Origin of the sequence: Kitasatospora phosalacinea (assembly GCF_000716545.1) — a bacterium.
Lineage (GTDB): Bacteria > Actinomycetota > Actinomycetes > Streptomycetales > Streptomycetaceae > Kitasatospora > Kitasatospora phosalacinea.
In genome coordinates, this window is sequence record NZ_JNWZ01000040.1 from 40,816 (window position 1) to 64,235 (window position 23,420).

Genomic DNA, 23,420 nt, shown 5'->3' on the forward strand with positions numbered 1-23,420 from the left:
GGGCCGGGCGACGGCCGGTCGTCCGCCGGGGCGGAGGGGGGCTGCCGACGCACCAGGTAGCGCACCGGAGGGGCCTGCCGGCGGTCCGGAGCGGGCGGACCGTCCCCGACCGGAGCGGCGTCCTCCGCGGGCCCCGGAGGGGCGCTGGAGAGACTCCTGGAGCGCGGTACGGCGATCCGGCGGTGGGTGCGGACGATCGGCCGCCGGGCGGGCCGCGGGTCGCCTTGGCGACCGTCGGCGGCCTCGGCGGGGCAAGCATCGGCGGGGCGGGCCCCGGTGCGGGTGTCGACGGCGTGCAGGCGGTTGGTCATGGTCGCTCCTCAGGCCGCCACGACGGGCGGCATCGCTTCGGTCAGGAATCGCCCGCAGAACCGGGCGAGCGGCCCGTGCTCCCGCAGGCCGGGCGGAACGCCGCGTTCGGCGTCCAGGGCGAGGCCGGGCTCGGGGGCGAGTTCGCCGGCGAGCCGCAGGCGCAGGCCGCGGGCGACGTCGGCGGCGGTGAGCCCGGACGGGCCGGGGGTGCGGACGACGACCCGCAGGTCGGTGAGCCGCATCCGGACGGCGGCGGCGACCCGGTCGGCGGCCGCCAGGGCCCGTAGCTCGGCGGGCACGACGAGCAGCCCGGTGTCGGCCTGTTCGAGGGCCTGGGCGGCAGCCGCGTCGAGCTGTCTGGGCAGGTCGAGGACGACCAGTCCGCCGCGTCTGCGGGCGGCCGCCAGGACGCTGCGCATCGCCTCGGCGGGGACGGCCAGGGTGTCGGACCTGTCCCAGGACAGGGCACTGAGCCGGTGCGGCTCGGGCAGCGCCCGGGCCAGCTCGGCGCCGCTGATCCGGCCGCGGGAGGCCGCCAGGTCCGGCCAGCGGAGCCCGCCGTCCTGTTCGGCGCCGAGCAGGACGTCGAGCCCGCCGCCGAGCGGGTCCCCGTCGATCAGCATGGTGCGGTGCCCGGCCCGGGCGGCGCGGACCGCCAGGGCGCAGGCCAGCGTGGAGGCGCCGGCGCCGCCGCGCCCGCCGAGCACGGCGACGGTGAGCGCCGGTGGCCCGACGCCCTCGGTGGCGTCGGCGATCCGGTCGAGCAGCCAGGGCTGCGCGTCGGGCAGGAAGAGCACGTGCTCGGCACCGAGCCGGACGGCGCGGACCCAGATCTCGCCGTCGTCGAGGTCGAGGCCGAGCAGCAGGACTCCTGGTCGGCGGGCCAGGCCGGCGCACTGCTCGGCGAGGTCGTCGCCGACCAGCACCAGCGGGGCGGCCTCCCACAGCCGGGCGGGCGGCGGGGCTCCGCCGAGCAGGAGCGGTTCGGCCCCAGCGGCGGCGCACAGGCGGGTGAGCTGTTCGGCGAGCGCGTCGTCGGCGGTGAGGATCAGCGGCCCGGGCGGGGGCTCGGGGGCGGTGGCGTGCGGGTCGGTGACGGAGGCGGACAAGGCGGTCCTCCCGTGGCGCGGGGACGGTCTGACGGCGCGTCGGCCGCGGGGGCCCGGACGGGCTCCGCGGGGCGGCGCGAACACCACGGTGAAGGACGGCGCGGAATGCGTCAGCCGACTTCCGATTGCCTGTGGATAACCCGCCCCTGTGGATAACCGGGGTCACTCGGACGGGGGCTAAAGCGGCTCGGAATTGACGCATCGGGTATACCGATATGACACTCACACAACTACGGAGAGTGACAAAAACTTGGGACGCGAAGCACCCTTGACAACGGCCGTCGAACCGCTGGAGCACCCCCCGCAACCACCGGCACCACCACTCCCTGGAGGCTCAACTGCCAAGGGAAATGGGCCCGGACATGCGACGACCCCCGCCGGGGGGGAGAGCGGGGGTCGTCTATCCACGGCCCGGCTCGGGGGGGAGGAGCCGGACCGGGTTAGCACGGTCGCGCGAACGATCCGTGACTTCCATGGTGTACCCGACCGGCCAGAAACACAAACCCGCACGCCTGCGGGTCCACCGAATGGCCCTCCCTTTTGGTCGCCCCTCTATCCTCGGTTCCCGTGGACACCACCGAGAACGCCGACGAGAACGCCGACTTCGCCGACCGCGGTGCCGGCACCGGGCCCGACGCGGGCGCCGGAACCGACCGCCGCCCGGACCGCACCGGCTACGGCGTGCCCCGCACCGCCGCCTTCTTCGACCTCGACAAGACGATCATCGCCAAGTCCAGCGCGCTCGCGTTCAGCCGGCCGTTCTACCAGGGCGGCCTGATCAACCGCCGCTCGGTGGTGAAGAGTGCATACGCCCAGTTCGTCTTCCTGGTCGGCGGCGCGGACCACGACCAGATGGAGAAGATGCGGGCCTACCTGTCCGCACTGACCCGCGGCTGGAACGTCCAGCAGGTCCGGGAGATCGTCGCGGAGACCCTGCACGGCATGATCGACCCGATCATCTACGACGAGGCGGCCTCGCTGATCGAGCAGCACCACGCGGCCGGACGCGACGTGGTGATCGTCAGCAGCTCCGGCTCCGAAGTGGTCGAGCCGATCGGCCAACTGCTGGGCGCGGACCACGTGATCGCCACCCGGCTGCACGTCGAGGAGGGCCGCTACACCGGCGAGATCGAGTACTACGCGTACGCCGAGAACAAGGCCGCGGCGATCCGCGAGCTGGCCGAGCGGGAGGGCTACGACCTCGCCAACTGCTACGCGTACAGCGACTCGTCGACCGACCTGCCGATGTTGGAGGCGGTCGGCCATCCGGCCGCGGTCAACCCGGACCGGGCGCTGCGCAAGGAGGCGGCGGCCCGCGAGTGGCCGGTGCTGGTGTTCAGCCGGCCGGTCGAACTGACCCGCAGGCTGCCGGAGTTCCACGCTCCGAGCCGCTCGGTGGTGGCCGCGGTGGCGGTCGGCGCGGCGGTGCTGACGGCCGGCGTGCTCTGGTACGGCGCGCGGCGGCGGCGCCCGGCGGCGGTCTGAACGGCGGCGCCCCGCCTCCCGGCGGGTCCGCCACGGACCGCGGCGGGCCGGTCGGCCGGTTCGCCAAATCGGACAAACCTCCGCGCAAACCGCCAAAAGAGCCGTTTTCGGGTTCCTCTTTCGGGCGATCTGAGGTAGAAATGGGTTACGGCCCGCGAGACCCGGTAAGGACCCCAAGAGGTCGAACCGACAACGCAGTTAAGGCCCCACGGACCGATGTACGGACAATCGGGCACCCACATGCAGCCGACCCGCTGACGGGCCGCCGCACCAGGCGAACGGGCACAGGACCCCGCCTGATGGGCACTGAACGGTGCATGCTCTGGTAACCCGGTCTCCGTGCCAGCGGCGACGCCCGGAAGTCTCGGGCGTCGCCGCAACCGCGTTCCGGCGCCGTCCGGGCACCCGGCGGTCTCAGACCATGCCGCGCTGCATCGCCTCGCACACCGCGGTGCTCTCGCGCACGCCCAGCCCGAGGGCGGCGGCGCAGTGCACCAGCCAGCGGGAGACGCCCTCGGGGGTGCTCTCCAGGTAGCCGAGCAGGGCCCGGCGGTAGGCGGCGGTGCCGAGTTCGGCGAGGCCGACCTCGGCGGGGCAGATCGCCTTCGGGTCGAGGCCCTCGGCGGTCAGCACGATCCGCTGGGCGGCCCGGGCGACCAGGCCGTTGTGGGTGCCGAACGGGCGCAGCGCGAGCAGTTCGCCGTGCACCACGGCGGCCACCACCAGGGCGGGCGCGCCGCCGGTGGGGCGCTCGGCGCGGGCGGCGAGCAGCCCGGCGAGCTGGTCGAGGCGGGCGGCTGCCTCGGCGGGCGGGGGCGGCGGCGGGAGCTCGCCGACCGGGCCGTCCGGGGCCTTCCCCTCGGTGGCGGCGAGCTCCAGCGGGAACAGCGGTTCGGCCCGCTCCCCGTCCCGGCGCGGGCGGCCGGCCGCGGGGTCGCCGTCGCCGGCGGCGAGCAGGTGCAGCCGGGCCAGCACCTGGAGCGGGGAGGTGCGCCAGACGCCGAGCAGTTGGCCGGCCTCGGCCGAGAGGCGCAGCGCGGCACCGACCGTGCGGGCCTCGGGGTCGGCGCCGAAGTCGGTGCGGCGGCGGACCTCCTCCAGCGGCCAGTCGGCGCCGTCCAGGGCGGCGGAGGCGCGGGCGCCGCGCAGGGCGGATTCGGAGGTCACCTCACCCGCCCGGCGCCGCATCACGCGGTGCCCGTAGAGGCGGTCGACGTTCTTGCGCACCTCGGCGACGGCCTCGGGGACCCCGGCGAGCAGGGCCAGCGGGGCGAGCGGGTCAGTTCCTGTGGTCACCTACCCGAGGGTAATGAGTCGCCGGGGCGGCCGGGAGGCAACCCCCGGGTCACCCTTTCGTGGCAATCCGCTCTTCCCTCATGTGCGGCACCCCAAACCACCGCTAGCATGACCACTAATCGGTGACGATAACGGTTTCCAAGAAGCGTCCGGCCCGGCGGGGACCGGCGGACGTCACAGCCAGAGAGCCGGAGGCTCAGAGATGAAGATCGCCTTCGTCGGCAAGGGCGGCAGCGGCAAGACCACCCTGTCCGCCCTGTTCATCCGCCACCTGGCCGCCGCCGGCCGCCCGGTGCTCGCCGTCGACGCCGACATCAACCAACACCTCGGCCCGGCGCTCGGCCTGACGGACGCCCAGGCCGCCGCGCTCCCCTCGCTCGGCGCGCACCTGCCGGTGATCAAGGAGTACCTGCGCGGCGACAACCCGCTGATCCGCTCCGCCGAGGAGATGATCAAGACCACCCCGCCCGGCCCCGGCTCCCGGCTGCTGCGGATCGTCGAGGAGAACCCGGTGTACGCGGCCTGCGCCCGCCCGGTCGCCCTGGACGAGGGCTCGGTCCGGCTGATGGCGACCGGCGCGTTCACCGAGGAGGACCTCGGGGTGGCCTGCTACCACTCCAAGGTCGGCGCGGTGGAACTGCTGCTGAACCACCTGGTGGACGGCCCGGACGAGTACCTGGTCACCGACATGACGGCCGGCTCCGACTCCTTCGCCTCCGGCCTGTTCACCCGTTTCGACCTGACCCTCCTGGTCGCCGAGCCGACCCGCAAGGGCGTCTCGGTGTACCGCCAGTACAAGGAGTACGCCCAGGACTTCGACGTCCACCTGCGGGTGGTCGGCAACAAGGTGCAGGGGCCGGACGACCTGGACTTCCTGCGCCGCGAGGTCGGCGAGGACCTGTACGCCTGCTTCGGACAGTCCGGCTGGGTGCGCCGGCTGGAGCGCGGGGACGAGCCGCCGCTGCGCGAGCTGGAGCCCCCGAACCGGGAGGTGCTGGCCCGGCTGCAGACCGCCGCCGACACCGCCCACGGGCTGCGCGACCCGCACCGGTACAGCGCCCAGGCGGCCCGCTTCCACCTGCGCAACGCGGAGAGCTGGGGCAACGCCAAGGTCGGCACCGACCTGGCCGGCCAGGTCGACCCGGACTACGTGCTGGGCGCCGAGCGGGCCGGCACCGCCGGGGTCTGATCCGGCACCCGCCCAGCCGCCCCCGAGGGGCCGGCCCGCCCGTCGCGGCGGGCCGGCCCCTCAGGCGTTCCCACCAGGAAATTCCCGCCCGGCCGAGGTGCCACACGATGTGGTGAACGCCCCTATTTGCACTGGCACTCGAACCACACGCTATGCAAAGGTTCCATTACTCTCGGTTTACCAACTCTTGAACGACCGCACGGGCCCCGGTCGCCGCAGGCCCTCGCCGCCGCGCACCCACCCACCGCGGCCGCCCCGCCGAACGGCCCGCCGCCCGCCGCCCGCCGCACCCGATGTGACCCGCCGCACCCGCCACACCCGCTGTGACCCACGACAGCCGATCCGACCAGCCACACCCGCCGGACCTGACTGCGTTCGCTCCCCCGGAAGAAGACGGGAAGACCCATGACACTCGACGTCTCCAGCGCACCCATCGCCTCCGACACCACCGACCACGCCCCGCCGCAGGCCGGGCCGGCCCCCGGCCGGGTCCGCGCCCTGCTGGCGCACGACCTGCCCGCCTCCCTCGCGGTGTTCCTCATCGCGGTGCCGTTCTCGCTCGGCATCGCCCTCGCCACCGGCGCCCCGCTGACGGCCGGTCTGGTCGCCGCCGCCGTCGGCGGCCTGGTGGCCGGCCTGCTCGGCGGCACGCACCTGCAGGTCAGCGGCCCCTCCGCAGCGCTGACGGTGGTCACCGCCGGAGTGATCGCCCAGTACGGCTGGCAGATCGCCTGCCTGATCACCGTCTCCGCCGGCCTGCTGCAACTGCTGCTCGGCTCGCTGCGGGTGGCCCGCGCCGCGCTCGCCGTCTCGCCCGCCGTGGTGCACGGCATGCTGGCCGGCGTCGGCGTGACCATCGCCATCGCCCAACTGCACGTCATCCTCGGCGGTACGCCGCACAGTTCGGCCCTGGCCGACCTGGTCTCGCTGCCCGGCGAGCTGGCCGGCCCGCACCTGCCCGCGCTGGTGGTCGGCCTGCTGGCGCTGGCGGTGCTGTACGGCTGGCCCCGGCTGGGCCTGCTGCCCGGCCCGGCCGGCCGGATCGGCGCCCGGCTGGCCCGGCTGCCCGCCGCGCTGGTCGCGGTGGCCGCCGCCACCACCCTGTCGCTGATCGCCGGGCTGCGGCTGGCCCGGGTCGAGCTGCCGGTCTGGGAGCACCACCAGTTCTTCTCGCCACCACCGCTCGGCCCGCTGTCCGGCCACTGGGCGGCGCTGCTCGGTCTGGTGCTGACCGTCACCGCGGTGGCCGGCGTGGAGTCGCTGCTGTCCTCCGTCGCGATCGACCGGATGACCCATCGCAGCGGCGACCTGGACCGCGAGCTGCGTGCCCAGGGCGCCTCCAACCTGGTCTCGGGGCTGCTCGGCGGCCTCCCGGTGGCCGGCGGCGCCGTGCGCTCCACCGCGAACGTGCAGGCCGGCGCGGCCACCCGGGCGTCCGCGGTGCTGCACGGCTGCTGGGTGCTGGTCGCCGCGCTGGCACTGACGGCCGGGCTGCGGCGGATCCCGCTGGCCGCCCTGGCCGCGCTGGTGCTGGTGGTGGGCGTGCAGATGGTGAGCTTCGCGCACATCCGGCGGGTGCACCGGCACCGCGAGTTCCCGGTGTACCTGGCCACCGTGCTCGGGGTGGTGCTGCTCGGCGTCCCGCTCGGAGTGGTGCTCGGCGGCTCGGTCGCCATGCTGTTCGCGCTCTACCGGCTGACCCGTGCCCACGTCGACGTGTTGGCCGAGGACGACGGCTCGTACACCGTCCGCACCCACGGCCCGCTGACGTTCGCCGCCGTGCCCAAGCTGAGCCGGGCGCTGGGCCGGATCCCGGCCGGGGCGCGGGCGACGGTCCACCACGACGGCTCGTTCCTGGACCACGCCGCGTACGAGGCGCTGCACGCCTGGCGCACGGGGCACCAGGCGAGCGGCGCCCAGGTCACGATGCTGACCGAGCGCCGCCCGCAGGACGTGCTGGACCCGGACGGCACCGTCCGGGTGGGCAGCTCCCCCGGGCCGCACCGATGCCGCGCCTGGACGCCGTGGGTCGGCCACCACTGCATCGAGCAGCGCGAGGTCGACCCGCACGTGCGGCTGCTCGACGGCGTCCGCGGCTTCCAGCAGCACACCGCCCCGCTGGTCCGCCAGGAGCTCGCCCGCCTCGCCCGGGACGGCCAGACGCCCTCGCAGCTCTTCCTCACCTGCGCGGACTCCCGGATGGTCACCAGCATGATCACCAGCTCCGGCCCGGGTGACCTCTTCACCGTCCGCAACGTCGGCAACCTGGTGCCCGCGCCCTACGAGCCGGGTGCCGCGGACGACTCGGTGGCCGCTGCCGTCCAGTACGCGGTGGAGGTGCTGGAGGTCGCCTCGATCACGGTCTGCGGGCACTCCGGCTGCGGGGCGATGAAGGCCCTGCTGGACGGCGTCACCGAGGCGGCCGGCCCGCCCACCGCGCTGGCCCGCTGGCTGCGCAACGGGCGCAGTTCGCTGGACCGGCTGCGGCGCGCCCCGGCCGAGTTCGAGGGCCGCCCCGCGGCGGACGTGGTGGAGCAGCTGTGCATCACCAACGTGGTGCAGCAGCTCGACCAGCTGCTGGCCAATCCGGCGGTGGGGCAGCGGGTCGCTGAGGGCTCGCTGAGACTGGTCGGGATGTACTTCGACTTCGCGACCGCGCAGGCGTACGTGATGGACGAGCGGACCGGTCGCTTCGCCCCGGTGCACGCCCGCGTCGAGCCGGAGCAGGACCTCGCGGCCTAGCGCCGGGCCGGCGCCGCAGCGGCAGCCCGCCACGGCGGCGGCCCGAGCCCGAGGCCCGAGACGGGCCCGAGACCGGCGGCCCGGGCCCAAGACCCGGGCTCGGGCCGCCGGCGTCACAGCAGCAGCCGGGCCAGGTCGGCCGGGGTCACGTAGCCGGGCCAGCGGTGGTCGGTGAAGAGGTGGACCCCGGCGTCCTGGTAGCACTGGTCGACGAGCTGGGAGCAGATCATGTGCTTGGTGCTGGCGACGAAGCGTCGCAGTGGGGGGCCCACCGGCAGGTGCAGGCGGGCGGCGGCGAGGGCGAGGTAGTCGGCGAAGCTGTAGGGGGTGCCGATGTAGGAGCGGGCGGCCGCGGTGATCGCGGCGCGCTGTTCGCCGGTGAGCGGGATCCGGCCGGTGGACCACAGCGCGGGGCTGTCGTCGTAGACGGAGAGCGGGCGGAGTTCCGCGCCGCCGGGCTGGGCCTCGACGAGTTCGCCGCCGCCGAGGTAGACGAAGGCGTGTTCGTAGTCGGCGAACCCGTCGCCGTTGAGGAACTGGCCGATCCGGATCAGCCGGCCGGCGCGGCCGCCCATCCGGACGACCGCGAAGTCGCCGGGGAGGGGCTCGGGGAGGAGTTCGGGGCGGGAAGGAGTGGCAGTCATGGCGGTACCCCCGCTTCGATCACACAAGGTGACTGGACGTGCACTCTCAGTGGAGTACCGGCGGGCGGGGCCGTCAAGGTGTCGCGCGGGATTGATCGGCCCGGGGGGCGGGAAGAGGTCGGGGAGGCCGGCGGCCGAGCCGGGGCGGCGCCCACCTGGGCAGGAGCTCCGAACCGGTCAAAGGTCTACACCAATTTCCCGGCACCTCTTGTCAACGGAGCCGTTGGCCTGGTGAGCTGTGCGCTGGGACACACGGGACAATCCCTCCGCACGGGGTTCCCCGGCATTTGAGACTCGATGAGGAGTGCGCGTTGAGCAACGAGAGCCTGGCCAATCTGCTCAAGGAGGAGCGGCGTTTCGCCCCGCCCGCGGAGCTCGCCGCCTCCGCCAACGTCACCGCCGACGCCTACGCGCAGGCCTCCGAGGACCGGCTGGCCTTCTGGGCCGAGCAGGCCCGCCGGCTGAGCTGGGCGGTCGAGCCCACCGAGACCCTGGACTGGTCGAACCCGCCGTTCGCCAAGTGGTTCGCCGACGGCAAGCTGAACGTGGCGTACAACTGCGTGGACCGCCACGTCGAGGCCGGCAACGGCGACCGCGTCGCCATCCACTTCGAGGGCGAGCCCGGCGACAGCCGCGCCATCACCTACGCGCAGCTCAAGGACGAGGTCTCCAAGGCCGCCAACGCGCTGCAGCAGCTCGGCGTGGCCAAGGGCGACCGGGTCGCCGTCTACCTGCCGATGATCCCCGAGGCGGTCGTCGCGATGCTCGCCTGCGCCCGGATCGGCGCGGCGCACTCGGTGGTCTTCGGCGGCTTCTCGGCCGACGCGGTGGCCTCCCGGATCAAGGACGCCGACGCCAAGCTCGTCATCACCGCCGACGGCGGCTACCGCCGCGGCAAGCCGTCCGCGCTCAAGCCGGCCATCGACGAGGCGTTGACCAAGGTCGACGGCGTGGAGAACGTCCTGGTCGTGCGCCGCACCGGCGAGGAGGTGGCCTGGACCGAGGGCCGCGACGTCTGGTGGCACGAGCTGGTCGACGGCCAGTCCGCCGAGCACGCCCCCGAGGCGCACGACGCCGAGCAGCCGCTGTTCATCCTGTACACCTCGGGCACCACCGGGAAGCCCAAGGGCATCCTGCACACCTCGGGCGGCTACCTCACCCAGGCCAGCTTCACCCACAACGCGGTCTTCGACCTCAAGCCGGAGACCGACGTCTACTGGTGCACCGCCGACATCGGCTGGGTCACCGGCCACTCGTACATCGTCTACGGCCCGCTCTCCAACGGCGCCACCCAGGTGATCTACGAGGGCACCCCGGACACCCCGCACCAGGGCCGGATGTTCGAGATCGTGCAGAAGTACGGCGTGACCGTCCTCTACACCGCGCCCACCCTGATCCGCACCTGGATGAAGTGGGGCGACAACATCCCGGCCCAGTTCGACCTGTCGAGCCTGCGGGTGCTGGGCTCGGTCGGCGAGCCGATCAACCCCGAGGCGTGGGTCTGGTACCGGGAGCACATCGGCGCGGGCAAGACCCCGATCGTCGACACCTGGTGGCAGACCGAGACCGGCGCGATCATGATCAGCCCGCTGCCGGGCGTCACCGAGACCAAGCCGGGCTCCGCCCAGCGCGCCCTGCCCGGCATCGTCGCCACCGTGGTGGACGACGAGGCCCGCGAGGTGCCCAACGGCTCCGGCGGCTACCTGGTGCTGACCGAGCCGTGGCCGTCCATGCTGCGCACCATCTGGGGCGACGACCAGCGCTACGTCGACACCTACTGGTCGCGCTTCGAGGGTCGCTACTTCGCCGGTGACGGTGCCAAGAAGGACGAGGACGGCGACATCTGGCTGCTCGGCCGGGTGGACGACGTGATGCTGGTCTCCGGCCACAACATCTCCACCACCGAGGTCGAGTCGGCGCTGGTCGGCCACCCGGCGGTGGCCGAGTCCGCGGTGGTCGGCGCGACCGACGCGACCACCGGCCAGGCGATCGTGGCCTTCGTGATCCTGCGCGGCACCGCCTCGGACAGCGCGGAGCTGATCGCCGAGCTGCGCAACCACGTCGGCAAGACGCTCGGCCCGATCGCCAAGCCGAAGCAGATCAAGGTGGTCTCCGAGCTGCCGAAGACCCGCTCCGGCAAGATCATGCGCCGTCTGCTGCGCGACATCGCCGAGGGCCGCGAGGTGGGCGACACCACCACGCTGGCCGACTCCTCGGTGATGAACCTGATCCAGTCCCAGCTGCCGGCCGCCGGCTCCGAGGACTGATCCGCCGACAGGCACCGGGCCGGGCCCGTTCCGCACGCAGCGGAACGGGCCCGGCCCGTCCGTCCCCACCCGCCGGCCGTCCGGCCGGCCGGCCGATCGCTCAGTCGACCGATCCCTCAACCGGTCAGCCGGTCAGTCGGCCAATGGATCGGCCCACCGGTCAGCCGGCCAGCGCCCGCAGCGTGTCGTACGCGCTCTGGGTGAACCTGCGCCGCCCGGTGGCCAGCGGCCCGGCCAGCGCGACCAGGCCGGTCTGCGCGGCCCGGTCGAAGCCCACGAAGGCGGTGCAGCGGCCGGTGGAGCCGCTGTGGAAGACCACCTCGCGGTCCGCGACCCCGGCGGCCGGGCGGGGTGGTGCCAGCTCAGGCCGATGCGCTGCCCGGAGCCGCGCCGGGCGACCCGGGGCAGGCACACCTCGCGCAGCGCGGTCCGCAGGCTGGCCGCCGCGCCGGTCCGCTCCGGGATCGGCACCGCGTCCACCGCCAGGTGGGCCTGCAGGTAGCGCAGCATGTCGTCGGCGGTGGAGCGCAGGGCGGCCGCGCCGGGCAGCGCCGGGATCTTGAACGAGGGGATCCAGCGGCCGCGCCGGTAGCCGGTGGTTTCGTCCCGGCCGGTGGCGCAGGAGGTGTCGATCAGGCCGAGCGGTTCGCAGACCCGTCCGGTGAGCAGTTCCTGGTAGCGCTGTCCGGCGGCCCGTTCCAGCACCAGGCCGAGCAGTCCGGCGCCGAGGCTGGAGTACCGCACCCGGGTGCCGGGGGTGCCGCGCACGGGGGTGCGGGGCAGCGCGCGCAGCAGGTGCGCGGCGCTGAACGTGGCGGACGGGCTGGTGAACCAGCGGGGCACCGCGGCGGGGGTCAGATCGACCGGCAGCCGGGGCAGCCCGGAGGTGTGGGTGGCCAGGTGCAGCAGGGTGATCGGGCGCTCGTGCGGGTAGCCGGGCAGGACCTCGGCAGGCAGGTAGCGGTCGATCGGGTCGTCGTAGTCGACCTCGCCGCGGGCGACCATGTCGGCGAGCAGCAGCGCGGTGAAGGTCTTGGTGACCGAGCCCAGTTCGAACCGGGTGTCGGCCCGCACCGGGCGCTCCCCGGCCCGGTCGGCGTAGCCGCGGCAGGCGACGGTGCGCTCGGTGCCGCGGACCACCGCGACGGCGATGCCGCCCTCGGGCGCGGCGGCGGCGAACAGCGGGCGCAGCAGGCGGTCGAGGTCGGTGTCGGGAGCGGCATCGGCATCGGCATCGGTGTCCGGGTCGGCTAACGGGGGCTGGGCGGTGTCGGCGCCCTCGACTCCTCCCTGGTGGGGACCCGCGGCCTGGACCGGTATGGGTTCGGTTTCCTGACTGGGCATCGATTCCTCCATGACGGGGCGGGCGGCCGGGGCGGCGCCCCGCTTCTGCGGCCGGCCCTGGGAACGCGGTGGATCGTCCGCATCCCGCCGAACCCATCCGGGTCAGCGCGCCGGAGCCGGCCCGGCGAACCCCCATACAGTGGGACGGACCGATTGACCGCTTGTCACGCGCCGTAGGATGCCGGGGAACCACCGAGAACCTGAGGCGCGCCGGGAAGTCTGGTCGGCACCGCACCACCCGTGTGTCCGCATGCCGCCCGCCCCAGGAGGTCCCCGCCGTGGCCAGCCCGTCCAATGACCGCCGCCAGTTCCTCGGCCTGCTGTCGCTGCCCGAGCGCCGCTACCTCACCGACGCGCTGCGCACCGAGACGGTCGGCGGCGTACTGCTGCTGGTGGCCGCGGCGGTCGCGCTGTTCTGGGCGAACCTGTGGCCGCACGCGTACGAGACGGTGCTGGACTACACGGTCGGGCCGAGCGGGCCGCTGCACCTGGACCTCTCGCTGGAGGCCTGGGCGCAGGACGGGCTGCTGACAATCTTCTTCTTCGTGGCGGGCATCGAGCTGAAGCGCGAGTTCGTGGCAGGGGAGCTGCGCACGCCGAGCGCGGCGCTGCTGCCGGTGGTGGCGGCGCTGTGCGGGGTGCTGCTGCCGGCGGTGCTGTTCACGGCGGTCAACGTGGCCGCGTCGAACGGGCACCCGGCGGGCTGGGCGATCCCGACCGCGACCGACATCGCCTTCGCGCTGGGCGTGCTGGCGGTGGTGGGCAGCCACCTGCCGTCCGCGCTGCGGGCGTTCCTGCTGACCCTGGCGGTGGTGGACGACCTGATCGCGATCCTGATCATCGCGGTCTTCTACTCGTCCGGGATCAGGTTCTGGGCGCTGGGGGCGGCGCTGGCGGGGCTGGTGCTGTTCTGGTTCCTGCACCGGCGCGGGGTGCACGGCTGGTGGCTGTACGTGCCGCTGGCGTTGGTGATCTGGGCGCTGATGCACGAGAGCGGGGTGCACGCCACGGTGGCGGGCGTGGCGATGGGCCTGCTGCTGCGCTGCCACCGCGAGGAGGGCGAGGAGCAGTCGCCCGGCGAGCACATCGAGCACCTGGTGCGGCCGCTGTCGGCGGGGCTGGCGGTGCCGGTGTTCGCGCTGTTCGCGGCGGGCGTGCCGGTGTCGGCGGAGATCCTGGGCGAGGTGTTCACCCAGCCGGCGCCGCTGGGCATCGTGATCGGCCTGCTGGTCGGCAAGTCGATGGGCATCTTCGGCGGCACCTGGCTGGCGGCCCGCTACACCCGGGCCACCTTGAACCCGCAGCTGACCTGGTCCGACCTGGTGGCGCTGGCCACCGTCGCGGGCATCGGCTTCACGGTGTCGCTGCTGATCAGCGACCTGGCCTTCCCGGACGACCACCACTTGGCCCAACTGTGCAAGGAAGCCGTGCTGGTCGGATCGCTGGCCTGCGCGGTGGTCGGCTCGCTGCTGCTGAAGCGGCGCAACCGGCACTACCGGGAGCTCTACGACGAGGAGAACCGGGACGAGGACGGCGACGGCGTCCCCGATGTGTACCAGCGGCAGGGATGACACGCCCCCGGGCGGGTACCCGGAGTGGTGCCCGACTCGCCGGTAGGGGCATGATGCTGAGCTGACAGTCACTTGCGTGACGCGCACTCAGCACGCCCCACCAGCCCGTTGAACGGAGACCTCCCGATGGCCGCAGGAGCCGCACCCCCGAACGGCCGCACCCCGCACGAGGGCGAGCGGACCATCGGCGAGCTGTTCGCCGACGCCACCGCCGAGCTGTCCAGCCTGGTGCACGACGAGATCGCGCTGGCCAAGGCCGAGATCAAGGCGGACGTGGTGCGCGGCGGCATCGGCACCGCGGCCGGCGTGGTGGCCGGCGTGGTGGCGCTGGCCTCGATCCCGATGTTCTCCTTCGCCTTCGCCTGGGGGCTGCAGGCGCTGGGCATCACCACCGGCTGGTCGTTCGCCATCGTCGGCGGGGCGTACGTGCTGATCGCCGCGCTGCTGGCGTTCCTGATGATCCGGTACTTCAAGAAGATCCGGAAGCCGGAGCGGACCATCGCCGGCGCCCAGGCCACCGCCCAGGTGTTGAAGCACGCCAGGCCGCGGCCGGCCACCAAGGAGGAGATCGACCGGGGGCTCGGCCGGATCCAGTGAGCGGCGGCCGGTAACGGTTGCGCGCGTGCACGAGCGCCGGGCGGGTACGAGGGGGGCGGATATGACAGGCTGCGGGTATGTCGTTGGACCAGAAGCCCGTGGATGAGACCGCTCCCGTCCCCGCCCCGACCGCGCCCGCGGAGCCGTGGAGCGTCCGCTCGGCCGGGCCGTGGACGCACCGGGACCTGGCGGCGAACGGCGCGCGCTTCCACATCGCCGAGCTCGGCGAGGGCCCGCTGGTGCTGTTGGTGCACGGCTGGCCCGAGTACTGGTGGGCGTGGCGGCACCAGCTGACGGCGCTGGCCGGGGCGGGCTTCCGGGCGGTGGCGCTGGACCTGCGCGGCATGGGCGGTTCGGACCGCACCCCGCGCGGCTACGACCCGGGCAACCTGGCGCTGGACGTCACCGGCGTGATCCGCTCGCTCGGCGAGCGGCGGGCGCACCTGGTCGGGCACGCCACCGGCGGCACGCTGGCCTGGGTGGCGGCGGTGATGCGCCCGTCGGTGATCCGCAGCCTGACGGTGGTGTCGGCGGCGCACCCGCGGCACCTGCGCCGGGCGCTGCTGACCGACCGCAAGCAGATCGCCGCGTTCGAGCACGTGCTGGGCTTCCAGCGGCCGTGGATCCCGGAGCGCCGGCTGGTCGCGGACGACGGGGCGCTGGTGGGCGAGTACCTGCGGGCCTGGACGGGGCCGGACATGCTGCCCGTCGAGGCGGTGGCGGCGTACCGGAAGGCGATCCAGGTGCCGAGCACCGCGCACTGCTCGATCGAGCCGTACCGCTGGCTGATGCGGTCGATGGCGCGGCCGGACGGCATCCAGTTCGCGCGCCGGATGAAGCGGGAGATCACCGCGCCGGTGCTGCACGTGCAGGGGGCCGCCGACCCGGTGCTGCTGCCGCGGACGGCGCTGGGGGCGGGCGAGTTCGTGTCGGCGCCGTACCGGTGGCGGCTGATGCCGGAGGTCGGGCACTTCCCGCACGAGGAGGCTCCGGAGGAGTTCAGCGCGGAGCTGATCGAGTGGGTCCGGCAGCACGGGGAGGACTGAGCGGGGCCGGGCGGGCGGCGGCCCAACGGCCCTCCGCTCCCCCACAGTTGGCGCCGTTCATATGACAAGCGCATAGGCCGGTAGGAGGGCCCGGCGGCGGTTACTCCGGGCGGGCCCGGGGAATCCCTCCGGTATGACCTGGATGCCCGAACGAGAAGCCCAGCCGCGCCGGAGCCGCCGTGGCAACAGCAGCTCGCAGCCGCACGTCCCGCAGCCGGAGTGGCCCTACGAGCCGACCGGGCGGACACCACGCGGCGCGGGGTACCGGCTCGGCATTCCGAAGATCATCGGACGGCGCGCCCGCTGGGTCGGCGCCCGGCTCCGCCGGGAGGGGTGAAGCCCGCCGACGGCACGCGCAACGGCCGGGGCCGGTACGGAGGAGTCCTCCGTACCGGCCCCGGCCCCGTCGGCGGGCGTTCAGCTCAGGACGGTCGGCGAGATCGCGGTGGACCACAGCAGCAGCGCGAACGTCGCCAGCGTCATGACCGGGACCAGGATCTTGGTCTCCACCTTGTTGCCGGTGCGCTTGATCAGCACGACCTCGTAGCGCTCCTTGTGCGGCCACAGCAGCGGCGAGCCCTGCTTGGTCAGGCAGTCACCGAGCAGGTGCGCCAGGGTGCCCAGGGCCACCGCGTACGGCAGCCAGCCCGGAGCGCTCGGCAGCCAGTGGAGCAGGCCGAAGGTGCCGAGCGCGGCCAGGCCCATCACGGTGATCCAGCCCTGCGGGCCGTCCCCCGGCGGGTGCAGGTGAAGCGCCTTGATCGCCATCGCGAGCAGGAAGAACGTCAGGCCGATGGTGAAGTTCCGGCCCAGGTAGGTGATCCCGGCCCAGCTGCCGCCGCCCATCAGGGCCACGAACAGCAGCGAGTGGGTGGCGTGCCGGTGGCCGCCGGAGACCCAGGCCACGAACTGGCACAGCACCTTGGAGATGGGACCGAGGAAGTTGGCGATGGTGCCGTCGTGGTGGTCCAGGTCCGGTAGGAGGGCCGCGCCCGCGCACAGCACGGTGCCCATCAGCACGTCGGCCGGCTGCAGGTGCATGCCCATCAGCGGCGGGACGAACGGCGCGGTGGCCGCGAACAGCAGAGCGCCGCTGACCGCGTGCGAGTGACCCATCATGACGTGTGTCCGACCTCCCGTGGGGCTCCTGGCCATGGCGGCCCGGTTGGGCCGTTCGGGTGAGCTCGGCCGACGCTACCAGGAGCGGTGGACGGTCCGTCAGGGCCTGCTCGGCGGGCGGACGGTCACAGCGCGCAACCCTCGGTGCTGACCTTGCCGGTGGCGGCGGCGCCCTGCGCCACGTCCTCCCTGACCTCGGCGGCGGTCAGCACGTAACCGGTGTCGGAGCTGTCCAGCGACTTGGCGAACACCACCCCGTACACCTGGCCGTCCGGGGTGAGCAGCGGGCCGCCGCTGTTGCCCTGGCGCACCAGCGAGCGCACCGAGTAGACGTCCCGGACGACCTGGCCGCGGTGGTAGATGTCCGGGCCGTTGGCCTGGATCCGGCCGCGGACGCGGGCGGGCTGGACGTTGAACGAGCCGTTCTCCGGGAAGCCCGCGACGATCGCCGAGTCGTTGGAGCGGGCCTCGCCGGCGAAGGCCAGCGGCGGGGCGTTCAGCTTCGGCACGTCCAGCACCGCGATGTCGCGCTGCCAGTCGTAGCGGACCACCGTCGCGTCGTACAGCTGGCCGGCGCCGGCGACCTGCACGGTCGGCTCGTCGACGCCGCCGACCACGTGGGCGTTGGTCATCACCCGGTGCGGGGCGAACACGAAGCCGGAGCCCTCCAGGGTCTTGCCGCAGGAGGCCGCGGTGCCGAGCACCTTCACCAGCGAGCCCTTGGCCCGCAGCACGCCGGGGCTGTTGGCCAGCGCGGGGTCGGGCGGCTCCACCTCGGTGATCGGCTCCTGCTCGAACGGGTTGAACACCTGAGGGAAGCCGTTGCGGGCCAGGTCCTGGCTGAGGTCGGAGAACCAGTTCGGGGCGTCGTCGGGCAGCGCCTCCTGCACCGTGCCCAGGATCGTCGAACTGCGGACCTGCTTGGAGACGGTGGGCAGCGAGGTGCCGGCCAGCGCCGAGCCGATCAGCCAGGCCACCAGCAGCATGGACAGCACGTTGACCAGCGAGCCGCCGACCGCGTCCAGGGTCTTCGCCCTGTTCCGGCCGATCCGGCCGCGCAGCTTCCACCCGAAGTGCGTGGTGACCGCCTGCCCGACCGCGGCCAGCACGATCACCACCACCACCGCCACCACCGAGGCGGTGGTGCCCGGCGAGAGGTGGCGCAGCAGCAGCGGCAGCAGTTGGACGGCGACCAGGCCACCGCCGAGGAAGCCCAGCACCGAGAGCGCGCCGACCACGAACCCCTGCCGATAGCCGGACACGGCGAAGCCGAGCGCGGCGGCGATCAGCAGCAGATCCAGGACATTCACCCGAACACCCTCCCACGTCCCGCCGGGCGGGGGACACCGGTCCCCGGCCGTCGCCCGATCGGGTCAACCCGGCGGGCAGCGGACCCGGGACGGTTGGGACGGTCTGACCATCCGACCTCACGAACAGCCGACCGGACGACGACCGGGGAACAGGGAGCCGAACCATGGAGCAACCCAGGTGGGACGTGCCGGTGGTGGACCGCACCGAGTTCCAACCGGCCCTGGACGTCCCGCCGCCGGGCCCGCAGAACCGGCTCACCGTGCTGCTGCGCCTGCTGCTGCTCGTCCCGCAGTACGTGGTGCTGTGGGTGCTGTCGATCATCGCCTTCGCGGTCGTGGTGATCGGCTGGTTCGGTGCGCTGTTCGCCGGCCGGCTGCCGCGGTTCGCCGCCGACTGGCTGAGCGGGTTCCTGGCGTACGACACCCGGGTCTACGCCTCGACGCTGCTGCTCACCGACCGCTACCCGCCGTTCCGGTTCGAGGCCCCGGACCACCCGGTGCGGATCGAACTGCGCGCGGGCGGGCCGCTGAACCGGCTGGCGGTGTTCTTCCGGCTGCTGCTGGCGGTCCCCGCCGCGATCGTCCAGGGGCTGCTGCAGACCGGCTGGTGGGCGCTGTCCTTCATCAGCTGGCTGGTGGTGCTGGTGCTCGGCCGGATGCCGCGGGCGCTGTTCGGGGCCACCGCGGCGGTGCTGCGCTACCGGATGCGGTTCCAGGCGTACCTGATGATGCTGACCCCGGCCTACCCCAAGGCCGTGTTCGGCGACCCGGCCGACTCCGAGCCGGTCCGCTCCGCGACCCGGCCGCTGGTGCTGACCGGGGCCGCGAAGGCGCTGCTGGTGGTCTACCTGGTGCTCGGGGTGATCGGGTCGGCGGCGAGCTCGGTGACCAACGACTGGAACGGGTACGGGGACGACGGGGACACCGTGTCGACCACGGCGCCGCTGCCGCGCTGAGGGGCGCTCAGCCGCTCCGCCGCGACAGTTCGACGGCCTCCGCGGAGAGCTCCACGGTGCGCCGGGTGTCCCAGGGCCGCTCCAGGCCGCTGAAGTGCAGCACCCGGTCGATCACCCCGGCGGTGAAGCCCCACACCAGGCGGCCGGCCACCTGGAAGGCGGGCCCGGTGAAACCGGACGGGTGGCGCAGCTTCGCCCGGTTCGCCGGGTCGGTCAGCTCGGCCAGCGGCACCCGGAACACCGCGCCGGTCTCCGCCGGGTCGACCACCTCCACCGGCGACTCCCGGCGCCACCAGCCCAGCACCGGCGTCACCACGAACCCGCTGACCGGGATGTACAGGGCCGGCAGCCGGGCGAACAGCTGCACCCCGGAGGCGTCCAGGCCGGTCTCCTCGACCGCCTCGCGCAGCGCCGCCGCGAGCGGGCCGCTGCCCGCCGGGTCGCCGTCCTCCGGGTCCAGCGCGCCGCCCGGGAAGGACGGCTGGCCCGCGTGCGAGCGCAGGCTGCGGGCCCGCTCGATCAGCAGCAGGTCCGGCCCGTCGGGGCCCTCGCCGAACAGCATCAGCACCGCCGACGGGCGGCCCCCCTCGGCGGGCGGCAGGAAGCGGCTCAGCTGCTCGGGCACCGCCCGCTCGGCGGCCTCCCGCACCGGCACCAACCACGCCGGCAGGCCGTCCCGGACCAGCACCGGGGGCGTCGTCGTCATGGGGTCTCCTCCGCCGTCTTCGCCGTCTTCGCCGTCTTCACCGTCTTCGGAGCCTTCACGGCCTTCACGGTCTTCGCGCCCTTCGCGCCCTTCCCGTCCGGCAGGGCCCGCGGGTCGGTGTCCGGCAGCGGGTGGCCGACGGCCAGTTCGGCGCGGGCCGCGGCCTCGCCCGGGAAGTCGGCCGGGGGGCGCAGGCGCTGGCCGGGCTGCCCGGCCAGCTCGTACTTGAGCAGCTTGCGGGCCAGTTCCGGGTCGGTCTCCCCGATGCCGTACGAGGGGCACAGCGGCGCGATCGGGCAGGCCCCGCAGGCGGGCTTGCGGGCGTGGCAGACCCGGCGGCCGTGGAAGACCACCCGGTGCGAGAGCATCGTCCACTCCGACTTCGGGAAGATCGCCATCACGTCGGCCTCGACCTTCTCCGGGTCCTCCTCGGCCGTCCAGCCGAAGCGGCGGGCGAGGCGCCCGAAGTGGGTGTCGACAGTGATGCCCGCCCCTCCGAAAGCGTTCCCGATCACCACGTTGGCGGTCTTGCGGCCCACGCCGGGCAGCGTGACCAGGTCCTCCAGCTCGTGCGGCACCTCGCCGCCGAAGCGGTCGCGCAGCGCGATCGACAGGCCGATCAGCGACTTCGCCTTGGCCCGGAAGAACCCGGTGGGCCGGATGACCTCCTCCAGCTCCTCGGGGACGGCCGCCGCGAGGTCCTCCGGCGCCGGGTACTTCGCGAACAGCGCCGGTGTGGTCTGGTTCACCCGCAGGTCGGTGGTCTGCGCCGACAGCACGGTCGCCACCAGCAGTTGGAACGGCCCGTCGAAGTCCAGCTCCGGGTGCGCGTACGGGTACAGCTCCGCCAGCTCACGGTTGATCCTCCGGGCCCGCCGCACCATCCCCAGGTGCGTTTCGGGCTTCTTCCGCCCGGCCTTCGCGACCTTGCTCTCTGCCATGCACGAAGGCTACGCCGAAGCGGCCGGGCCCCGGCCCGGAATCGGCCGCACCCGGCGGTCCGGGCGCACGGGCCCGTCCGGAGGCGCGGACCGGCCGGCGTGATGCGGACGGCGCGCTCGCCGCGGGAGGCCGGCACGAACCGCCGCGGGTCGGTGAGCTCACCGGCGCCGTTGGCGGCGGCGACGGCCGTCATCGCGGCCAGGCCGGACGGAGGTGACGGACGGGTGCGCCCGGCTCGGGCGCGGGTGCGGGGTCAGTGGTGGTGGGCCGCGGTGGGTTCGCCGGTGGGCGCGGGGGCCGGGGTGCCGGTGGCGGTGAGGGTGAAGGCGGCGGTGTGGACGGCGCCCTCGTGCTGGAAGTCGAGGAAGAGCCGGTAGTCGCCCGGGCCGGGGGCGGTCGCCGTGAAGTCGACCTCCGGGCCGGGTGCGGTGGCGCCGTCGCCGGGTTCGCCGTCCGGGTGGACGTGCAGGTAGCCGAGGTCGCCGGCGCGCAGGACGACCAGGTGGCCGTAGGCGGCGAGGTAGGGGTCGAGGTCGGTGACCGGGCGGCCGTCCCTGCTCACGGTGAAGGCGAGGCGACCGGGCCGCCCGGGGGTGAGGTCGCCGGCGAGGGTGAGGGTGTAGCCGTCGACGGTGACGGTGCGGCCGGTCCGCGGCAGGGCGGCCGGGCGGTAGTCGCCGGCAGCGTGCAGGTCGGCGCCGAGGGTGAGCGGGTCGGTCTCGGCGGCCGGGGTGAAGTCGGCGAAGACCCGGTAGTCGCCGGCCGCCGCGATGGTGGCCGGGGCGGTCCAGGTGCCGTCGGCGGCGCGGACGGGGTGCAGGTGCTGGAAGTCCGTCAGGTCCCGGTTGGCGACGATCAGGTGGAGCTCCTTCTCGTGCGCGGGCCGGTAGGCGGTGAGCGGCTTCCCGTCCGGGGCCAGGACGCGGAAGCTCAGCTCGGTCGGGCCGCCGGCCGGGACGACGGCGCGGTCCAGGCTGAGGGCGTAGCCGCGGTCGGCGATCTGCAGGCCGCCGACCGGGTGGTCGCCGTGGGCGGCGGCGGGCGTCGCGCCTTCGCCGTGGGCGGCGTGCGGCCGGGCGGGGGCCTGGGCGGGGCCGACCGCGTGGCCGATGCCGTACGCGGCGGTGAAGGCGGCGACGAGGCCGGTGGCGAAGGCGGTGACCTTGAGCGCGGTGTTCACGGCGGGCTCCTGGGGGTGTGCGGGCGGGGGCCGCTCCCGAGGTTCCGGGGCGTCCCGACGCATCGAGTAGATACCCCATGGGGGTATGTGTCAACCAGGGCCCGACGGCCCGTCCCGAGTGGAGATGCGGCGCCCGCACGGGGCCGCATGTGCCCAGGTCAGGAGGGTGTCGTCGAGGGCCGGAAAATCCACCCCCGGGAGAAACGGGGTGCGGCGACCCGGGGGCGACACTTGCGCGATATACCCCCCCTGGGTATAACTGGAGACATCGAGCCGATACCCCGCCCGGGTATCGGGAGACCACACCGGAGGCACCCGTGTCCTGCTGCTCCACCAACGGCACCTGCTCGACCACCGCGACCGGGACCGCCCCGGCCGCCGTCACCACCGTCTTCACCGTCGCCGGGATGACCTGCGGCCACTGCGAGCAGGCCGTCGGCAAGGCGGTCGGCGCGCTGGAGGGCGTGCGGGCCGTCCGGGTCGACGTCCGGGGCGGTCTGGTGAGCGTCGACTCGGCGGCCGAACTGGACGACGCGGCAGTGCGCGCCGCGGTCGACGAGGCCGGCTACGAGTTGACCGGCCGGGCCTGAGAGAGCCCCTCCCCCACTCCGCAGTGACCCGGCCCCGACCGGGAGAAGACCACCAGGAGCCCTGATGACCACCCAGGCAGCACCCGCCTCCACCGAGGTGGAACTCCGCATCGGCGGCATGACGTGCGCGTCCTGCGCCGCGCGGATCGAGAAGAAGCTCAACCGCATGGACGGCGTCCAGGCCAGCGTCAACTACGCCACCGAGAAGGCGAAGGTGGTCATCGACGGGCCGGTGGAGGTCGCCGACCTGATCGCGACCGTCGAGGCCACCGGCTACACCGCCGCCCTCCCCGAACCCCCGGCGGCGACCGCGGCGGGTGCCGGGCCGGCCGACGAGTCGGCGCCGCTGCGGCAGCGGCTGGTCACGGCCGTGGCACTGGCGGTGCCGGTGGTCGCGATGGCGATGGTCCCGGCCCTGCAGTTCGACAACTGGCAGTGGCTGTCGCTGACCCTGACCGCGCCGGTGGTGACGTACGCCGCCTGGCCGTTCCACAAGGCCGCCTGGACCAACGCCCGGCACGGCGCCGCGACCATGGACACCCTGGTCTCGCTCGGCACCGGCGCCGCGTTCCTGTGGTCGCTGTGGGCGCTGTTCTTCGGCGACGCGGGCATGACCGGGATGCGGCACGGCTTCGAGTTCACCATCGCCCGCTCGGACGGCTCGTCGAACATCTACCTGGAGGCGGCGGCCGGCGTCACCGCGTTCATCCTGGCCGGGCGCTACTTCGAGGCCCGCTCGAAGCGGACCGCGGGCGCCGCGCTGAAGGCGCTGCTGGAGCTGGGCGCCAAGGACGTCACCGTGCTGCGCGAGGGCCGCGAGGTCCGGGTGCCGGTCGCGCGGCTCGTGGTCGGCGACCGGTTCGTGGTGCGCCCCGGCGAGCCGGCTGGTGGTCGAAGCCACCCGGATCGGCGCCGACACCCAACTCGCCCGGATGGCCAAGCTGGTGGAGGACGCCCAGAACGGCAAGGCCGCCGCCCAGCGCCTGGCCGACCGGATCTCCGCCGTGTTCGTGCC

Annotated in this window: 18 protein-coding genes and 1 pseudogene; 10 read left to right on the forward strand and 9 right to left on the reverse strand. The window is 74.0% G+C overall.

Annotated features, from left to right (window positions below):
• Nucleotides 1-320 precede the first annotated feature (320 nt).
• Nucleotides 321-1,421, reverse strand: a complete 1,101-nt coding sequence (ssd, locus tag OO48_RS20805) for a septum site-determining protein Ssd (protein ID WP_033218481.1) — start codon at nucleotides 1,419-1,421, stop codon at nucleotides 321-323.
• Between the two features lie 681 nt (nucleotides 1,422-2,102).
• Here ssd and OO48_RS20810 point away from each other — a divergent pair.
• On the forward strand, nucleotides 2,103-2,906 hold the full coding sequence (locus tag OO48_RS20810) for an HAD family hydrolase (RefSeq protein WP_033218537.1): 804 nt from the start codon (nucleotides 2,103-2,105) through the stop codon (nucleotides 2,904-2,906).
• 414 nt (nucleotides 2,907-3,320) lie between these two features.
• Here the strand turns inward: OO48_RS20810 and OO48_RS20815 are convergent, their stop codons facing one another.
• A complete protein-coding gene (locus OO48_RS20815; RefSeq protein ID WP_033218482.1) occupies nucleotides 3,321-4,202 on the reverse strand; it encodes a Fic family protein in 882 nt (293 codons plus the stop codon).
• A 202-nt stretch (nucleotides 4,203-4,404) separates the two neighbouring features.
• Between OO48_RS20815 and OO48_RS20820 the strand changes: the two genes are divergently transcribed.
• On the forward strand, nucleotides 4,405-5,391 hold the full coding sequence (locus OO48_RS20820; RefSeq protein ID WP_033218484.1) for an ATP-binding protein: 987 nt from the start codon (nucleotides 4,405-4,407) through the stop codon (nucleotides 5,389-5,391).
• Nucleotides 5,392-5,796: 405 nt separating this feature from the next.
• Nucleotides 5,797-8,133, forward strand: a complete 2,337-nt coding sequence (locus OO48_RS20825) for a SulP family inorganic anion transporter (protein WP_033218487.1) — start codon at nucleotides 5,797-5,799, stop codon at nucleotides 8,131-8,133.
• A 113-nt stretch (nucleotides 8,134-8,246) separates the two neighbouring features.
• Here OO48_RS20825 and OO48_RS20830 read toward each other — a convergent pair whose 3' ends face one another.
• Nucleotides 8,247-8,777, reverse strand: coding sequence for a C40 family peptidase (locus OO48_RS20830; protein ID WP_033218489.1), 531 nt, complete (start codon nucleotides 8,775-8,777; stop codon nucleotides 8,247-8,249).
• A gap of 311 nt (nucleotides 8,778-9,088) precedes the next feature.
• Between OO48_RS20830 and acs the strand changes: the two genes are divergently transcribed.
• Nucleotides 9,089-11,044, forward strand: coding sequence for an acetate--CoA ligase (acs, locus tag OO48_RS20835; protein WP_051732376.1), 1,956 nt, complete (start codon nucleotides 9,089-9,091; stop codon nucleotides 11,042-11,044).
• A 132-nt stretch (nucleotides 11,045-11,176) separates the two neighbouring features.
• On the opposite strand, the gene OO48_RS34505 is transcribed toward acs, so the two are convergent.
• A complete protein-coding gene (locus OO48_RS34505; protein ID WP_157845499.1) occupies nucleotides 11,177-12,388 on the reverse strand; it encodes a serine hydrolase domain-containing protein in 1,212 nt (403 codons plus the stop codon).
• A 278-nt stretch (nucleotides 12,389-12,666) separates the two neighbouring features.
• Here OO48_RS34505 and nhaA point away from each other — a divergent pair, with 278 nt between their 5' ends.
• The 3 genes from nhaA to OO48_RS20855 all read left to right on the forward strand — a co-directional run bounded on the left by nhaA (nucleotide 12,667) and on the right by OO48_RS20855 (nucleotide 15,602).
• Complete coding sequence (nhaA, locus tag OO48_RS20845; protein ID WP_033218493.1) at nucleotides 12,667-13,959, forward strand: Na+/H+ antiporter NhaA; 1,293 nt, start codon at nucleotides 12,667-12,669, stop codon at nucleotides 13,957-13,959.
• A gap of 126 nt (nucleotides 13,960-14,085) precedes the next feature.
• Nucleotides 14,086-14,556, forward strand: a complete 471-nt coding sequence (locus OO48_RS20850) for a phage holin family protein (protein ID WP_033218495.1) — start codon at nucleotides 14,086-14,088, stop codon at nucleotides 14,554-14,556.
• Between the two features lie 77 nt (nucleotides 14,557-14,633).
• Nucleotides 14,634-15,602 (forward strand): alpha/beta fold hydrolase, encoded by a 969-nt coding sequence (locus OO48_RS20855; RefSeq protein WP_051732377.1) that lies wholly within the window; start codon nucleotides 14,634-14,636, stop codon nucleotides 15,600-15,602.
• A gap of 417 nt (nucleotides 15,603-16,019) precedes the next feature.
• On the opposite strand, the gene OO48_RS20860 is transcribed toward OO48_RS20855, so the two are convergent.
• Both OO48_RS20860 and OO48_RS20865 read right to left on the reverse strand, forming a co-directional pair.
• Complete coding sequence (locus OO48_RS20860) at nucleotides 16,020-16,718, reverse strand: metal-dependent hydrolase (protein ID WP_081952264.1); 699 nt, start codon at nucleotides 16,716-16,718, stop codon at nucleotides 16,020-16,022.
• Nucleotides 16,719-16,846: 128 nt separating this feature from the next.
• Complete coding sequence (locus tag OO48_RS20865) at nucleotides 16,847-18,031, reverse strand: MarP family serine protease (RefSeq protein WP_033218499.1); 1,185 nt, start codon at nucleotides 18,029-18,031, stop codon at nucleotides 16,847-16,849.
• A 164-nt stretch (nucleotides 18,032-18,195) separates the two neighbouring features.
• Between OO48_RS20865 and OO48_RS20870 the strand changes: the two genes are divergently transcribed.
• Complete coding sequence (locus tag OO48_RS20870) at nucleotides 18,196-18,987, forward strand: DUF4389 domain-containing protein (protein WP_033218501.1); 792 nt, start codon at nucleotides 18,196-18,198, stop codon at nucleotides 18,985-18,987.
• 7 nt (nucleotides 18,988-18,994) lie between these two features.
• On the opposite strand, the gene OO48_RS20875 is transcribed toward OO48_RS20870, so the two are convergent.
• The 3 genes from OO48_RS20875 to OO48_RS20885 all read right to left on the reverse strand — a co-directional run bounded on the left by OO48_RS20875 (nucleotide 18,995) and on the right by OO48_RS20885 (nucleotide 21,815).
• A complete protein-coding gene (locus OO48_RS20875; RefSeq protein WP_033218503.1) occupies nucleotides 18,995-19,693 on the reverse strand; it encodes an NUDIX hydrolase in 699 nt (232 codons plus the stop codon).
• Nucleotides 19,690-20,634 (reverse strand): endonuclease III, encoded by a 945-nt coding sequence (gene nth, locus OO48_RS20880; protein ID WP_245194732.1) that lies wholly within the window; start codon nucleotides 20,632-20,634, stop codon nucleotides 19,690-19,692. Before nth ends, OO48_RS20875 begins: the two co-directional genes overlap by 4 nt.
• Nucleotides 20,635-20,888: 254 nt before the next feature.
• Nucleotides 20,889-21,815, reverse strand: a complete 927-nt coding sequence (locus tag OO48_RS20885; RefSeq protein WP_033218505.1) for a hypothetical protein — start codon at nucleotides 21,813-21,815, stop codon at nucleotides 20,889-20,891.
• Between the two features lie 317 nt (nucleotides 21,816-22,132).
• Here OO48_RS20885 and OO48_RS20890 point away from each other — a divergent pair, with 317 nt between their 5' ends.
• Both OO48_RS20890 and OO48_RS34510 read left to right on the forward strand, forming a co-directional pair.
• Nucleotides 22,133-22,405: a heavy-metal-associated domain-containing protein gene (locus OO48_RS20890; RefSeq protein WP_033218506.1), complete on the forward strand. Its 273-nt coding sequence runs from the start codon at nucleotides 22,133-22,135 to the stop codon at nucleotides 22,403-22,405.
• 64 nt (nucleotides 22,406-22,469) lie between these two features.
• A pseudogene (locus OO48_RS34510) lies at nucleotides 22,470-23,420 on the forward strand (heavy metal translocating P-type ATPase); the annotation flags it as partial.